Source organism: Alkalibacterium putridalgicola, from assembly GCF_040959045.1.
In the GTDB taxonomy this organism is placed as follows: Bacteria; Bacillota; Bacilli; order Lactobacillales; family Carnobacteriaceae_A; genus Alkalibacterium; species Alkalibacterium putridalgicola.
In genome coordinates, this window is the sequence record NZ_CP162615.1 from 1130455 (window position 1) to 1147100 (window position 16646).

Below are 16646 nucleotides of genomic sequence, written 5' to 3' on the forward strand. Positions count from 1 at the left end.
GATGTGATGCAGAACAAAAAGAAAAAAATAGGTGATCTTTTAAAAGAAGCAAACCTTGTGACTGAACAGCAGATTTTAGAAGTCCAGAGTTATAAGAAAAACGACCAGAAATTGGGGCATGCACTAGTCGATCAGGGTTATATCACTGAAAAACAGCTGATCGATATTCTGGAGATCCAGCTGAAACTTGAGAGTGTGTCGCTGTTTAAATACGACATCGATGTGTCTCTCATTCATTTAGTGACGAAAGACTTTGCCCGTTCGAATCTGCTTTTACCTATAAACAAGGATAATGATACATTGATCGTCGCGATGCATGACCCACTTGATTTTTATGCAATCGAAGACATTGAATTATCGACGGGCTATACGGTTCAGCCGGTCATTTCGACTAAGGATGACATCCTGCAGACCATTAACCGTTTGTATGACAACAATGAACTGTCTGACGAGGATATTCAAGGCGAAGATGCACCGGCTGTCCGTATTTTTGACCAGCTGCTTGAAACCGGTGTGGCCATGCATGCGTCGGATATCCACTTGGATCAGGGAGAGCATTCGGTTTCTGTCAGGTACCGTGTCGACGGTGTGTTAAGGAATGACCGGACACTGCCCAAATCCATCATGAATTCACTGGTGGCGCGCATCAAAATCATTGCCGGATTGAACATCACAGAAACACGTCTGCCTCAGGATGGACGAATCAGCATAGATGTACTAGACAAACGAATCAACCTGCGTGTTTCCACACTACCGACAGTGTACGGCGAGAAGATCGTCATTCGTATCCTGGATATGTCCAATGTCTTTAAAAAGGTAGCGGACATCGGTCTAGAAGAAGATACATTAAAAGACTTTGAGAGCCTGATCAAGCAGCCCTCTGGACTGATTTTGATCACTGGACCAACGGGGTCTGGTAAATCCTCGACACTATACGGCTCGATCAATGAACTGAACAGTCCGGAAGAAAACATCATCACGGTCGAAGACCCGGTCGAGTATCAGCTGGAAGGCATCAACCAGGTCCAGGTCAATGCGCCGATCGGTTTGACCTTTGCGGCCGGCCTGCGTTCGATCCTGCGTCAGGACCCGAACATCATCATGGTCGGTGAGATCCGTGATACTGAAACGGCTGAAATCAGCATACGAGCGTCTCTGACCGGTCACCTGGTATTCAGTACTCTGCATACGAATAGTGCGATAGAAGCCATTCCTCGTCTGTTTGACATGGGGGTGGAGCCGTATCTGGTCGTATCATCTTTGAGTGGCATCATGGCTCAGCGGCTGGTCAAACGGGTATGCAAGGATTGTGCCTATACACGGGAAGCAACCCCTGTCGAAAAAGAGGTCTTCAAGAGACGCGGCCAATCCATCGAAGAAGTGACGATCGGTGCCGGCTGTGACCGCTGCCGCAATACGGGATACAGAGGGCGTATGGCGATCCATGAACTGATCGTGATCGACGAGAACATTAAGCATATGCTGATGAACCAGGCGTCGATTCAAGATATCAAAAAGTACGTCAAAGATAACGGCATCCGCTTCCTGATCGATGACGGGTTGAATAAAATCAGAAAAGGACAGACGACACTGGATGAAGTGCTCCGTGTCGCCTCCGTCAATGAATAGAAAGGTGGATGAAATGGAACGACTAAACAAGATACTGACCACAGCATTTTATAAAGATGCCTCGGATATCCATTTTACAGCGGGGGTTCCACCCGTATTTCGGATAAACGGGAAACTGACGATGGAAAAATCGGAAAAACTGATGCCGGATGATACTGAAGAAATGGCTCGTTCGATTCTTTCTGATCAAGTCTGGGAGAAGTTTCAGAAAGAAAGAGAAGTGGATCTTTCTTATGGGATATCCGGACTCTCACGTTTCAGGGTTAATATATATTACCAACGCGGAGCTGTAGCCATGGCTTTTCGTGTCATTGCGAGAGACATCCCGACGATCGACCAGCTGAAGATTCCGCAAAAACTAAAAGAGCTGGTTGGAAAACCTTACGGCCTATTACTTGTTACAGGTCCGACTGGTAGTGGTAAAAGTACGTCACTGGCCTCGATGATCAACTATATGAACATGGAAATGAACAGACATATCATTACCCTGGAAGATCCTATCGAGTATCTGCACTCCCACAATAAGTCCGTGATCGACCAGCGGGAAATAGGCTTTGATACCCGTTCATTTAAAGATGGTTTAAGAGCAAGCCTGCGACAGGACCCGGATGTCATTCTAGTCGGTGAATTGCGTGACATGGATACAATCCAGACAGCCATTACAGCTGCCGAAACGGGACACCTGGTCATGGGAACGTTACATACACAAGACACCACAGGAACGATCGATCGTATCATCGATGTCTTTCCGGCAGAACAGAAAGACCAGATACGAACGATCCTAGCCAGCGTATTGATCGGTGTCATGTCTCAGCGTTTATTCCCGACTCTTGATCAGCAGGGCCGTGTGGCAGCGACTGAACTCTTAGTAAATAACTCAGCCATCAAAAACCTGATCCGAAGCGAAAAAATGCATCAGATTCCAAACGTCTTGCAGACAGCTAAAGATCAGGGGATGCATACGATGGAAATGAGCATGAAGCGCCTGATTCAAGAAGGCAAAATCAGTCAGCTGGAAATGAAAGCCTATTTTGACAAATAAGATACGTGATATGAAATAAAAAGTGAAGGAGGAAGCGCGTGGCTACTTATGCATATAAAGCTAAGACCCAAGACGGAAAAATCATAAAAGGGAAACTGGAAAGCATCACCAAACGCTCGGCACTCAACGAACTGTCACAGATGAACCTCATCGTCTATAACGTTGAACCGCTGAATTCATTTCTATATAAAGACATTTATATCGGCAGTCCCTTAAAGCAGAAAGATTTTGTGTTGTTTTTGAGACAGTTTTCCACATTAATGAAAGCCGGCTTACTGCTCGTCGAGTCGATCGACTTGCTGGCCGATCAGACAGACAGTAAACCGCTCAAGGAAGCTTTAGAACAGGTTGCTTCTGAAGTAAAAGAAGGAGTGTCTCTATCCGTTGCGATGGAACAGTACCCGAAACTCTTTCCGGAACTGCTTGTTCAGATGATTAATACCGGTGAAGTCAGTGGACAGCTGGAAGAAGTCCTAGACCGGATGGCGACTTATTATGAGAAACAATTCCGGATCAAACAGAAAGTTTCCACGGCTTTAACCTATCCAGTCGTTATTGCATCCTTCGCCATGATCATTACGATTTTCCTGTTGGTATTCATCGTACCGATTTTTGGCGACATGTTTACATCCTTTGGAGAAGAATTACCGTTGATTACTAAAGTTGTTTTGAGTTTCAGTGAGTTTGTCCAGCAGTTCTGGTGGCTGTTCATCATTCCTATTATCCTGCTGATCATCGCATTTAATCAGTTCAAAAAATACGAGAAAACAGCTTACTATCTGGATCAGCTCTCACTGAAGATACCGATCATTGGCAACTTTATTCAAAAAGCTGTCCTGGCACGAATGACTCAGACGTTGAGTTCGCTGATCAACAGTTCTGTACCGATCCTTGAAGCTCTGGAAGTGACAAGTAATGTGGTCAGTAATCGGGTCGTAAAAGAAGTGCTTGAAGAATCAGGTAAAGCACTGGAAAAAGGAGAGTCATTGGCCAAACCAATGGAAGGGCACTGGGTATTTCCTCCTCTTATCATTCAAATGATCCGCGTCGGTGAATCGAGTGGGGCACTGGATGAAATGCTGAAGCGGGTCGCCGATATCTATGACCAGGAAGTAGAAGAAGCCTCGGATAAGCTGCAGTCCTTGATCGAACCGGTCATGATCATACTGCTGGCAGGTATTGTTGGGTTTATCGTTATGTCGATCGTCATACCGATGTTCAGCCTATTTGAAGCCTTTTAAAAATTATACAAATCTTCGTGATTTCAGTTGTAAAGTAAAGCGACTTCATTTATAATTATGCGTATACAAGGTTAGTCAATCATACATAATTCAACCATTTGCTAATCTTGTACCATCACAATGTAAATTTATTCAATCCTGCATACTAGTATACGTATGTATATTTGTCGTAGTGTTGAATAAAAAAATTATAAGGAGGAAAAAAGATGAGAAACAAGATCAAGCAGATGATGCAAAAAGAAGAAGGGTTCACACTCGTCGAGCTCTTGGCGGTTATTGTTATTTTGGGTGTTATTGTAGCTATTGCTATTCCATCTATTGGTAATGTTATTAGTAATGCGGAAAAAAGCTCGAGTGAAGCAGAATGGGCTTTGATTGAAGATGCTGGTAGACTATATGATATAGAAGTAGGTATGAAAGCAACTACTGAAGGTGGCACTCCATCTGTTGCCGTTTCCGAATTGATTGAAAAAGGTTTTCTTGATTTAAGAGAAGAAGACACTGAGAATCCAACAGCTACAGATGGCACAGTAACTAAAGAAAGAATTGTCGCTGATGATAGTACTAGTGGATTCAAGTATGTTTATAGCGGAAGAACACCCTAATTACAAACATATAATTCGAAGAAAGACTCCTCCGGGGGTCTTTCTTCATACATAGGAGCTTATTATGAATATACTTATTTTAGCCTTTACCTTATTATACGGTCTCGTTTTTGGTTCTTTTTTCAATGTTGTGGGACTACGAGTACCAAACGGAACCTTATTCAAGCAGGAACGATCCTATTGCGATACATGCAATCGTACGTTAAATTGGAAAGAATTAATTCCAGTATTTTCATTCCTCAGGCAAAAAGGCAAGTGCGCGACATGTCACGAAACTATTTCACCATTATATCCCATAATGGAACTAGCAACGGGAATACTATTCGCTTTTACATATTTCCATTACGGATGGGGACATCAGACCGTTTTAGGCTTACTGGTGATATCCCTTATTATCCCAGTCACTGTAGCTGATCTGGAATATCAGCGCATTCCAAACAAACTGTTGTTGTTTTTTGCGCCATTGTTTATCACATACCGCTTAATTTATCCACTGTCTCCCTGGTATTTTTCAATCATAGGAGCTGTCTTAGCTTTCGGTTTGCTCTTTCTGATCATCTTACTGTCAAAAGGTGGGATGGGCATGGGGGATTTAAAATATTTTACATTATTCGGTTTTATATTTGGTCCATATTTATTCCTGCTCTTATTCTTTTTAGCTACCATTTACGGATCTATTATCGGAGCCATTACAATCAAACGCAGTAAAGGAAACCGTAAAACGAAAATACCATTTGGTCCCTCGATCGGGCTGGCGGCACTCACGGTCTTTTATGTCGGTGAATTGATCTTAAATTGGTACAGTCAATTCTTTATTTAGAATTTATCAATGTTTGGAGGAACGCTAATGCTTGGAAAGAAACCGTCACTGTATATGCAGTTCATGGAAAAAAGCATCCGTTACATCGTTATGGACAGTCAGAACAAGTCACTGCTTGAAAAAAATGAGATCGTCTTCGACTCAGCGATCATCCAGGAGGGGAAAGTGGTGAACAAGCAGCTGCTTGAAACACGTCTGGAAGTTCTGGTCAAAGAGAAGAAATGGAAAAAGGCACCGGTGTCGATCATGTTGCCGGATGACTTAGTGACTATCCGTAATGAAGAAATTCCGGCACAGCTGAATCGTGCGGAAGTCGATGAGTACTTGAATCTACATATCAATGAATCGATCCGTCTGCCGTTTGAAGATGCCAAGATCGATTATGAACTGACGAATCAGACCGAAGACAATCAAACTGTCTTTCTCGTAGCTTATCCGAGTGAGCAGATTTCTGCCTTGAAGGAGATTCTTGAAAAAGCCAAACTTAAACCGGTCGTCGCAGACATCTCGTCACTTAGTCTGTACCGTCTGGTAAATGGTGACGAGAGCATCAGTACTGAAAGTGATGATCACTTGCTTCTATTGCAGTGGAACCCAACCGATTACTCGATGACAGTCTTTAATGATGACATCCCGCAGTTCAACCGCCACACACGTTCTCAGCGTCTGGCTGATATGTGGAGACTTACTGAAACAGGGGAGTACGAGTGGAAAGGGTCTGAGGAGGCCCAGGAAGACATCATGGACGAACAGATCAATATGCTGGAACGCTTTCTGGAGTTCTATCAGTATACCGTAATGGACGGGGAGCGCAGCATCAGTCACATCGTTCTATCGGGATACTACCCAGACCTGGAACATGTTAAAGCTGCACTGATAGACCGCTTGACCCTGCCGATCCACACTTTAACCTTGCCGGATGATATCGGACCTACTGATGCGGCTCTGTTAGGTTTAACACTTAAAAAGAAAGCTAAAGACGTGAAGAAGAAGGATAAAGCGAAAAAAGCGAAAAAAGTGAAAAAAGCTCAGAAATTCAGTAAATTCAAGAAAAAGAAAAAGAAAAATGAAGAAGGCGTTAATGTGCCTGAAAATCAGGAGGAGGCAGTCGTGAATGATTAACATTAATTTCTTTGAGAAGAAGAAAGTTAACGTGCTGCCGTATCTGATGATCACCGGCTTTTTCCTGCTGCTTGCCGGACTGGGGACTTATTTTTATCTGATGCAGGAAAACTATATCCAAGCAGAAGCCGAGAATGTCGCCTGGATCGAACGGGAGACCGAGAACGTGTTACTTTCCAGACAGATGCAGGGGGTCGACCGCCTGACGAATGAGTCGATCTCCACTCAGGATACTCTTGTCGGTCAGCGCTATCCAATGGTCTATATAACAGAAGAGATCGCTGCTCAAGTGCCTGATGAAGGAGAGAATGTTGTGTCCTTCCAGCTGACCAATCCTGCACAGTTCGTTCTGACTCTGGAGAATATGACGGTCAATGAGGGGTCCGAACTGGTCAATCGTTTGGAAGACCTTCCCTATGTCAGTCAAGTCAATTATCTGCGTCTGGAAAGTCAGAACAATGAAGAGTATCTGCTTGAACTGACGATCGACATGAACGAAACGCGCTTGCGAGAGGTGGTGTCTTCCGATGACGATTAAATGGACACGGGAGTCTTTTCTGATTTTACTCACACTGATCATGATACTGGTCGGTATTTTCTATTACGGGAATCAAATTCTCGTCGTTCCGGCTCAGGAGAGTGCCGACAGTTCTTCAAGCATCGTGAATGACCAGAAAGCCTTGATGGAGGTTTACCCACCGGATGAAAATCTGCTGGCTGAGTATGAAGCGGCTTACGAAGAGACCGGCGCTTTCCTGCCGATCGGCGAACAGGCGAATGAAGCTATCGTGCGTCTGGAAGAACTGGCTGGACAGTCATCTGTTGAGATCGAGCAAGTCTCACGTATCGGCTTCCGTCAAGGGGTTCCTGAAGCTGGGGATTCTTATTTCTCAAGCAGTTATCAGCTGGACATGACAGGAACGTCACCAGCGGATTTTAGAGAACTCATGGACCGCCTGGTATCCGAAGAACGTGTGTGGAACGTGACATCCTTTACTTATGAAAAATCTGGCGGAAGTAATTACACCGGGACACTTATCTTCAATATTTATTACTACATGGAACCGACCGAATAATCTTACAAATCAAACAGCGGATCTCGTCATCATACGAGAATCCGCTGTTTTTTGCGTTTTGCGGAACAAGTGGGTCTCAATTTTGTTTTCACTTGTTCCGCAACCCGCTATTCGAAACAAGTGAGGATAAATTTATAGATCACTTGTACCGATAACAAGTTCTCGATACAAGTGAAGGCGAAAAAACAGTCGACTTGTATCAAATAAACACAAAAGAGCCCTTTTTAATGCTGTTCATACTTGCACGCTTGCGAGTATGTTCTTCATAAAAGCTAAACAACCAGAACATGACACATTCCACACTTTTACCTATAGCATTTCCTAAAGAAGTCAGGTATCATGGATAGGAGTTTAGCTGGACTAATATATCAGTCTAAACACATAAAAATATAAGAATGTAAGGCATTCTGTCCGACAGGAAGGTAAGACTTCCTGCCTTAATGTTTGGATGGAGTGGAGTCATTACTTAGAGATAAGGAAGTTGTAAATGAAACAGAATAAAATGGGAACCATGCCCGTCAATAAGCTTTTGATCAGTATGTCGCTGCCGATGATGCTGTCCATGATCGTACAGTCGCTTTATAATATCGTCGATAGTATTTTCGTGGCCCAGCTGAGTGAGAATGCCCTGACCGCCGTGACACTGGCATTTCCGATCCAGAATCTGATGATCGCGATCCAGGTGGGGACGGGTGTCGGTATGAACGCGATCCTCTCAAGAAAGCTGGGAGAGAACCAGTTTGAAGAGGCAAACAGTGCCGCCAGCAACGGGGTCTTTTTGTCCATCATCCATTATTTGTTCATCCTGGTCCTTGGGCTGACGATCGTGCCGTTCTTTTTCAGAAGTCAGACAAGTAATCCGGAAATATTAGCGCAGGGGGAATCGTATCTGCGTATCATTATGATTTTCTCGCTGGGCCTCTTTTTGCAGGTCATTTTTGAGAAGCTCCTGCAGGGGACCGGTAAATCGGTGTATTCCATGTGGATCCAGGGGTCAGGCGCCATCATCAATATTATTTTAGACCCGCTGTTTATTTTCGGCTGGTTCGGTTTTCCGGCTCTGGGAGTCACAGGTGCGGCAGTTGCGACGGTCCTTGGTCAGTCGGTCGCGGCACTTATCGGTGTTCTTTTGAACTACTACAAGAACGATGAAATCAAGCTTCAGTACCGAAGTTTCAGACCGCATCTGGATACCATCAAGCGTATTTATATGGTTGGTGTGCCGTCATCTATTATGATCGCGATAACTTCTGTCACGATCTTCTCACTGAACAAGATTCTGATGAAATTCTCACCAACCGCCATTGCGGTTTATGGTGTGTACTTCCGCCTGCAGAGTTTCGCCTTTATGCCGGTGTTCGGTCTAAACAACGGGATGATCCCAATCGTGGCGTTCAACTTCGGTGCCCGCAATAAGGAACGCATCAAAGAAGCGATCCGTCTGGGTATCCTGTATGCGATGGCGATCATGCTTTTGAGCCTGGCCTTGTTCCAGTTCTTCCCGGTCACGCTCTTGAATATGTTCAATGCGTCGCCGGAGATGCTTGAAATCGGAATACCAGCCATGCGCATCATCAGTTTGAGTTTCCTGTTCGCCGGGTTCAGCATCATTGTGAGTACGGTGTTCCAGGCGTTCGGTCGGGGCATGTTCGGTCTTTATGTATCGATCACCCGTCAGCTGGTCGTTCTGATCCCGCTGGCCTATCTGTTCTCTTTGACAGGAAGAGTGGAGGCCATCTGGTGGTCCTACCCAGTATCTGAACTGGCTTCAGCGCTCTTATGTGTCTATTTCCTGCGGGTAATCTATCAAACCTATATCGATCCGCTGCCGGATGAACCCCTGCTTACTCAGCAAGAGGAACAAACTGTCAACGGATAAACTAAAAATAAACTAAAAAAGTCGTGTGAGAAAGGTAACTAAAATTTCTCACACGACTTTTTTATTGTTTTGAGTGATATGGTTAAAATTTAACTTCATTAAATGTTGTTTCCATAGGTTTATTTTTCAATGCTGTTGCTTTCTGGCCGCTGCCGGAAAGTTTCCTATCATGAACGTTAAAGGAAGTAATGCTCGTCAATCTGCAGTGTCTTAAGTAACTGAGTAGGAATAATCATTTTTCGTTTGGCTAACTCGGTGTCCGTTCTTGCTGGAGCAGGTCATAGTTCTAGGGAATAGTGACTTCCCAAAATAATTAAAGTTTGAGCGGGCTGTAAATAAGCATGATAGTGACCACTCAGCACCCTTTTAATCTTCAGAAGGCACGTGATGCCTCTTGAAATGACCTCCCAAGATAAATACTTAGCTGAGCGGGTCATACATCATGCTTTTAGTTACCGTTCAAGAAAAAATCAAGATCGAGTCTTCCAAACTGAACCAATATATGACCTGGTCAGACTTAAAATGTCCTCAGAGGGCTGAAGTGTTTTTACTTTTGTCTAGTCACTTATAAACTTTTACTCAGTGGTGACTATCTATCCGGCGTGAATATGAACGATTGCATAAGAAAGGGGATGACAGGAAATTTTTCACACGTTATTTTCCATTGCCTCAGCAGGAGAAGCCGTCTGACATTTTTTGTGAAATGCCTCTCTGTCTATGTTAAGATAAGAGAATAATCACGAGAAAAAGAGGCGATTTGAAATGTCCTATTCAACACAGATGATCGAAGCGATTCAGAACGAAGAGCTGGATCTGGCGAATGCATTACTTGAAAAAGCGATCGACGAAGATACGGAAGAAGATTTATATGCCCTGATAGAGACGCTATATGATCTGGGCTTTTTAGACGAAACGAAACAAGTGGTCACCCATCTGCTCACACAGTTCCCAGAAGAAGACGGTTTGAAACTCACTTTAGCAGAAATCGCGATCGAAGAAGGCAATGAGCTTGAGGCCTTTGAGTGGCTGGATCATGTCGATGCCTCAAGTCCCTATTACGTGCAGGCCCTTTTAGTCTCGGCAGACTATTACCAGACACTTGACTTGCCGGAAGTGTCGAGACAGAAACTTCTGTTAGCGAAAGAACTGCTTCCGGAAGAACCCGTGATCGATTTTGCTTTAGGCGAACTGCTTTTTGCCAGCGGCGAGTATAAAGAGGCCATCGGCTACTACGAAAACCTTCTGACCAATCACCACTTACAGTTTGCCGGAACGAGTATACACGGCAGACTCGGCAATGCGTACGGCGCGATCGGCGATTTGGAGAATGCGATCGACTACATGAATGAAGCAGTCGAGATGCAGGAAACGAGCGACCATCTTTTCCAGCTTGGGTACCTTTATTATCAGAAAAAAGATTACACGCGCTCCACTGAACTTTTCAACAAGGTTAAGGAACTTGATCCGAGCTACACGTCGGTTTATGTGTATCTGGCCAAAGGGTATCTGGAACAGCATGACGAAGACAAAGCGCTGGAGATCGTTGACGAAGGGCGCTATTATGACAAGGAGAACCCGCAGCTGTACAGTATCGGCGCAGAAGCCAGTTTAGCCAAAGGTGATGCCGAAGCGGCCGAAGACTTTTACAAAAAAGCACTGGACCGTGATCCGGAGAACCTGTCCATTACCCTTCATCTATCGAATCTTTTGATCGAACAGGAACGCTATGAGGAAGCCTTATCCTTGATGGAAATGAAACTGGAAACCGGGGAAGAAGACCCGCAGCTTTTCTGGAATAGCGCAAAGGCGTATAATATGGAAGAAGAGTATGATAAAGCCCGTGAAAATTATGAAAAAGCCTATTATTCGTTAAAAGATACACCGGCTTTTATTAAAGAATATGCCGTTTTTCTTCGCGAAGAAGGCGACAGAGCAGGCTTTATCAAAGAAGCTAACCGTTATCTCGCGTTGAAGCCGGATGATCTGGAAGTTGTCGAGTGGATTAAGAATGAAGAACTTTACTAATTTTGGTATACTGTTAATAAGGAAAAAGGAGGGGAGTATCCATGTATAGTCGTGTTCAGTTAAAAGACAAGAAAAAGTTTCTGAAGTGGTTCTTACAGCGCTATCAGATGAAACGCAGAGAATCGATGTGGATCTTAAACTATTTACTCAATCATGATATTGTCTTGAATAAAACGAAATTCGTTGAAGAAGCGGATAAAACTCCTCGAGGCATTAAAATGGGAACTGTAGGCACGGATGATGAAGCCTTCCGTTTTTATAAAGACGGACTGGAATATGATCACCCTGAACAGGCCTTTCACGAAGTCCGACTCAACTGGCATACCGACCTCTACGTTGAACTGTTGTTTCAGGAATCCTGGCTGTCACCGGAATATGCAGAAGTACTGGAAGACAATCCCTATGCGAAGTGGAATGACCGAATGCCGGATGAACTGGATCAGCAGGTGGATGAAGCTGTCGACAGCTTTTATCTGCAAGAACAGAAGCAGCAGCTGCTCGATGACATCGATCGTGCCCTTGAATCAGACAACCGGGAAGAATTTTATGAACTTACTGAATCACTGAAAGATATCGAAATGAAACTTGAAAATGAAGTTTCACCTTCATAAAACCAACTGAATGAGGAGAATGAACGGATGACAGAAATGAAAGACATGCAGCAGCGAGTGGACGAATATATCGGCCAGTTCAAAGATGGTTATTTTTCTCCTCTCGTTCAGTTGGCCCGTTTATCGGAAGAAGTCGGTGAGCTTGCCCGTGAGATCAATCACGTGTATGGCGAGAAACAGAAAAAAACCAGTGAGCCGCATAAACCGATGGAAGAAGAGATCGCCGATGTCCTGTTCGTTCTGATCAGTCTGTCGAATTCACTGGATATCGATTTGTCGGAAGCTTTTCATTTAACGATGAACAAATTCGAATCGCGTGACAAATACCGATTTGAACGCGTGGATGGACAGACGGATTCCGAGGCATCAAGTTGAGAAATAAAGGAGAGAAAGAACATCAGGGCCGTTTATAAAGCGAGCGCTGGATGTTCGACACTATGATGAAAAAAGTCCCGATGACAGGGGAATTCAAAAAAGCGTTGCCTGTGCTGGAAACGATACAGGCTGCCGGCTTTGAAGCATATTATGTGGGCGGAAGCGTCCGGGATGCGCTCTTAGGCAAAGCGGTCAATGATGTGGATATCGCAACATCTGCTTTCCCTGAAGAAATCAAGCAGCTTTTCAAGAAGACGGTGGATGTAGGTATAGAGCATGGCACGGTGATGGTTTTACTGGAAGGCGAAAGTTATGAGGTCACAACATTTAGGACCGAATCGACGTATCAAGATTTCAGACGTCCTGATTCGGTCACTTTTGTGCGCTCGTTAAAAGAAGATCTGAAGCGCCGTGACTTGACGATCAATGCCTTTGCCATGGACCAGACCGGCGAGATCCAGGACTTTTTCGGCGGCGAACAGGATCTTGACAACCAGGTGATCCGTGCTGTCGGGAAAGCGGAGGAACGCTTCAATGAAGATGCTCTGCGCATGATGCGTGCCGTTAGATTCGCCTCACAGCTCGGTTTCAATCTGGAAGCCGACACCTTCTATGCTATCGTGGTCAACGCCCACTTGCTGGAAAACATTGCCGTGGAGCGTATCCGCGTGGAATTTGTAAAAATGGCGATGGGCAGGTACCTGAGACAGGGATTCGCAGGCTTTGTGGAGACCCGCCTTTATATGTACTGTCCGGGCCTTTTGCATGCCAAAGAAGCATTGAGGGATTTTGTGAAAGTGAAAGAGCCGATCCAAAGTGAACGTCAGGTTTGGGCCTTGCTTTTATATCAGCTGGGTATTCAGGAAGAAAAAGAAGCCCGTGCCTTCTTGAAGCACTGGAAGCTGTCCAATCAGCTGGTCAACGAGAGTGCCGATCTGCATCAACTGCTCTTGTATCGCCTGCATTACAGCCAGTCCAATGAAACAGTTTACCGTTATACAAAAGAGCTGGCACTGGATGCGGAAACGTGTCTGTATCTGCTCGATCTGCCCTACGATAAAGAAGCCGTCGAGACGATCGATGCCCACTTGCCGATCCATTCAAGGAAAGAACTGGACATCAACGGCAAGATCATTATGGAAAAAACCAGTCAGCGCGGTGGGAAATGGCTGGGGCAGGCCCTGATCGCTGCCGAGCGGGCTGTATTGAAAACAGAGATCCCCAACGATACAAAAGAGATCCTGGCGTATCTGAAGCAACATGACTATATTTAGCGGGATGAGAGGAGGAGACAAATGAAGAAAGACCAGTTATATGCCATCGTGGATATCGAAGCCACGGGGGCCAGCATCGGCAAGAATGAACGGATGATCCAGTTTGCCTGCGTGCTGGTCAAAAACGGCGAAGTCATAGAAACGTTTGATTCATTTGTCAATCCTTCCCGAAAAGTCAGCAAGCTCATCCGCGACTTGACCGGTATTTCTCTGAAAGATCTGGCGACGGCGCCTTATTTTGAAGACATCGCCCAGCTGATCCACCGGCTGCTGGAAGACACCATATTTGTGGCCCATAATGTCGGATTCGACTATGCCTTCTTGAACGAGTGCTTTGAACGCATCGGCCTGCCAAAGCTTTCGATCCCGGCCATCGATACTGTCGAACTGGCCCAGGTCCTCTTTCCAAAAGAGGACAGCTACCAGCTGAAAGAACTGACCGCGTCTTTAGGGTATGCGCTGAACAACGCCCACAATGCCTTGTTCGATGCCCAGGCGACGGTTTATTTGCTGAGCAGGCTGGACGAGCGTTTGCGCAGTCTGCCTTTAGTGACGGTCGAGACCCTGGCGCGCTTGTCTGAAGCGACCACGGCAGATACGTCACTCTTTTTCAGACAGGCTCTGGATGAAATGAAAGACGAGCCGTCTGATCTGGCTGAGACTCTGGTCATCATCGACGGTCTGGCTTTGAAGAAACCCTTTACTCAGAATGAACAGGTCAATTATCGCGAAAAACATACATATCCCTATAAAGACGATGACAAACTGGCACAGATGGAAGCCGTGGGATTGGAGTACCGTGAAAGTCAGAACCTGATGATGAATACGGTGTTCAATTACTTCAAGCAGAAAGAGCCGGAGTACGTCCAGTTTATCGAAGCACCCGCGGGTCTTGGGAAAACGTTCGGTTATCTGTATCCGAGCCTCTACATCGCTTCACCAAAGGAAAAGATCGTGCTGTCGACCTACACGAAACTGCTGCAGCGCCAGCTGGTCGAAGACAGTCTGCCGCAGCTTTTGGATGTGCTGCCTTTTGACAAGGCGGTGGCACTGATGAAAAGTCCGAGCCACTATATGTCCTTGTCTGCCTTTTACACGAAACTGAAAAATGTGGATGCCAGCGATACAGAAGCGGTGTTCTGCATGAAACTGCTTGTCTGGCTCACAGAAACGGATGAAGGGGATCTAGAAGAGATCGGTTTAGGCAAGACCCTGCATCACCCCTTCTGGAATGAAGTTAAAAGTGTGCCGAACGCCAAGCTGCAGTTCAAACAGTTTGAAGAGGTGGATTATTTGGCGCGACGGGAAAAGCGTCTGGAGCAGGCTTCTATTTTAGTGACGAATCATGCCTACCTGTTTTCTGAATGGCAGCACCAGCCCGACCGGTTCTCAGACACGAAATTGCTCCTGGACGAAGCGCATCATGTGCCGGATGTCCTGGATCAGAATGCGACGGTCAAGCTGTCGACCCGATCCATTACCAATGAACTGAAACGTCTGGGTACAAAGGAGAAAGAAGACTCACTTTTGAATGACTGTCAGCTGCTTTTACCGTCTGACAGTATTAAAGACTATCAGCTCGATACCCTGCATTCCACTGTTCAGCTGTTTTCGGAAGAATGGGAACACTGGAGTCGCAAATGGATCGACTGGCTGATCCACGCCGATTCTTATGAAGACCGGATCGTGGAATGGAAAGAGAAGACCATTCATTATGCCCAGCTGCCAATGGACATCAAGCGGGACACGAAGTTTTTATGCCGAAATCTGGAAGAACTAGTGTATGTGGGACGACAACTGACGGACGTTTTAGACACGGCCAAAGGGTCGTCCAATGAGATACCTAGTGAGACATTTGTTGAGGCAGCCGAAAAGAAACCGGTAATCAGCCTGACTCAAAAAGAAAAACGGGTGTTGTCCAAGATCAAAGTCATATTGGATCACTTTGAAACGGTGGTGGAACGCTTCAACTATCTGTTCTTGACGGGAAACACGGCCAATCAGACGAGTGTCCGGTTCTATTCAAAGAACCCGCTCTCGACGTTGTCCTTTTTCCGTTTTGATCAGGCAGTGAAAGAACAGCTTTTAAACCAGTTCAATGCTTCTAAGCATGTGATCCTGACCAGCAGTACCTTGTCGGTCAATGATTCGGTGACTTATCTGCAAAGACAGTTGGGGATCGAAAACAAGGAGCTGGCTGTGTATGCGTCGCCTTATCAGTATGACCATCAGGCCAAGCTGTATGTCACGACGGATGTCGATACCCATGTGAATGAAAAAATGAGTGTGTCGGTGACCTTTATCACGGATCAGATCGAACGGGTGCTGAGTCAGACGGACGAAAACTGTCTGGTCCTTTTCCGTTCGCATGACATGATCCAGCGAGTGTATCAGGCGCTCCACCGCCGCAGTCGTCTTAAAGACAAGACGATTCTGGCTCAGAATATTTCCGGGAGCGCGACGAAGATCACCAAGCAGTTCAAAAAAGCGAAACAAAGCGTATTGTTAGGCTCAGACAGTTTCTGGGAAGGTGTCGATTTTCCTTTAGATGAACTGAAGATCGTCATCATCACCAAGCTGCCTTTTGATGCTCCTGACATGCCGATGGTGAAAAAACGCCATCAGGAACTGCGGGAGCGAGGTGACAATCCCTTTGTGCATGATGTCCTGCCGCGTGCGGTCATCAAGTTCAAGCAGGGACTGGGCCGCCTGATCCGAAGTGAGGAAGACAAAGGGGTCTGGATCGTTCTGGACCGCCGAATCGTTGAAGCCAGCTACGCCTCTGTTTTTTTGAATTCCCTGCCGGGCGATCTGGAAGTCAGAGAACTTCCTTTGAATCAGATCATCGAAGAAGTGTCTGCATTTTTCAAGACAGACCAACCGGAGGATGACGCCTTCCTGAATTCTTGAAAAGCCTTATTTATTTATCGGGGTCAATTTGATATAC

Annotated in this window: 14 protein-coding genes; all 14 read left to right on the forward strand. The window is 45.5% G+C overall.

Translation table 11 applies throughout. The annotated features are described in order from the left end of the window. Positions 1-6 precede the first annotated feature (6 nt). A complete protein-coding gene (locus tag AB4027_RS05330; RefSeq protein ID WP_368646303.1) occupies positions 7-1629 on the forward strand; it encodes a GspE/PulE family protein in 1623 nt (540 codons plus the stop codon). A 13-nt stretch (positions 1630-1642) separates the two neighbouring features. Beyond that, positions 1643-2671, forward strand: coding sequence for a type IV pilus twitching motility protein PilT (locus AB4027_RS05335; RefSeq protein WP_368646304.1), 1029 nt, complete (start codon positions 1643-1645; stop codon positions 2669-2671). A gap of 38 nt (positions 2672-2709) precedes the next feature. Beyond that, entirely contained in the window at positions 2710-3912 is a 1203-nt protein-coding gene (locus AB4027_RS05340) for a type II secretion system F family protein (RefSeq protein WP_368646305.1), read from the forward strand. A 206-nt stretch (positions 3913-4118) separates the two neighbouring features. Beyond that, positions 4119-4517 carry a competence type IV pilus major pilin ComGC gene (locus AB4027_RS05345; protein WP_368646306.1) on the forward strand — a complete coding sequence of 133 codons (399 nt, stop codon included), beginning with the start codon at positions 4119-4121 and terminating at the stop codon, positions 4515-4517. Between the two features lie 64 nt (positions 4518-4581). After that, on the forward strand, positions 4582-5337 hold the full coding sequence (locus AB4027_RS05350; protein ID WP_368646307.1) for an A24 family peptidase: 756 nt from the start codon (positions 4582-4584) through the stop codon (positions 5335-5337). 27 nt (positions 5338-5364) lie between these two features. Continuing rightward, complete coding sequence (gene pilM / locus AB4027_RS05355) at positions 5365-6459, forward strand: type IV pilus biogenesis protein PilM (protein ID WP_368646308.1); 1095 nt, start codon at positions 5365-5367, stop codon at positions 6457-6459. Further along, positions 6452-6997 (forward strand): hypothetical protein, encoded by a 546-nt coding sequence (locus AB4027_RS05360; protein WP_368646309.1) that lies wholly within the window; start codon positions 6452-6454, stop codon positions 6995-6997. Before pilM ends, AB4027_RS05360 begins: the two co-directional genes overlap by 8 nt. Continuing rightward, positions 6987-7535 carry a hypothetical protein gene (locus AB4027_RS05365; RefSeq protein WP_368646310.1) on the forward strand — a complete coding sequence of 183 codons (549 nt, stop codon included), beginning with the start codon at positions 6987-6989 and terminating at the stop codon, positions 7533-7535. Before AB4027_RS05360 ends, AB4027_RS05365 begins: the two co-directional genes overlap by 11 nt. 487 nt (positions 7536-8022) lie before the next feature. Further along, on the forward strand, positions 8023-9414 hold the full coding sequence (locus tag AB4027_RS05370; protein ID WP_368646311.1) for an MATE family efflux transporter: 1392 nt from the start codon (positions 8023-8025) through the stop codon (positions 9412-9414). A 762-nt stretch (positions 9415-10176) separates the two neighbouring features. Further along, a complete protein-coding gene (locus AB4027_RS05375; RefSeq protein ID WP_368646312.1) occupies positions 10177-11439 on the forward strand; it encodes a tetratricopeptide repeat protein in 1263 nt (420 codons plus the stop codon). Positions 11440-11480: 41 nt separating this feature from the next. Next, positions 11481-12050 carry a ReoY family proteolytic degradation factor gene (locus AB4027_RS05380; protein WP_368646313.1) on the forward strand — a complete coding sequence of 190 codons (570 nt, stop codon included), beginning with the start codon at positions 11481-11483 and terminating at the stop codon, positions 12048-12050. 27 nt (positions 12051-12077) lie between these two features. Further along, a complete protein-coding gene (locus tag AB4027_RS05385; protein WP_368646314.1) occupies positions 12078-12425 on the forward strand; it encodes a nucleotide pyrophosphohydrolase in 348 nt (115 codons plus the stop codon). Between the two features lie 65 nt (positions 12426-12490). Beyond that, positions 12491-13699: a CCA tRNA nucleotidyltransferase gene (locus AB4027_RS05390; RefSeq protein ID WP_368646408.1), complete on the forward strand. Its 1209-nt coding sequence runs from the start codon at positions 12491-12493 to the stop codon at positions 13697-13699. 21 nt (positions 13700-13720) lie between these two features. Beyond that, positions 13721-16609, forward strand: coding sequence for a helicase C-terminal domain-containing protein (locus AB4027_RS05395; RefSeq protein ID WP_368646315.1), 2889 nt, complete (start codon positions 13721-13723; stop codon positions 16607-16609). The last annotated feature ends 37 nt before the right edge of the window (positions 16610-16646 follow it).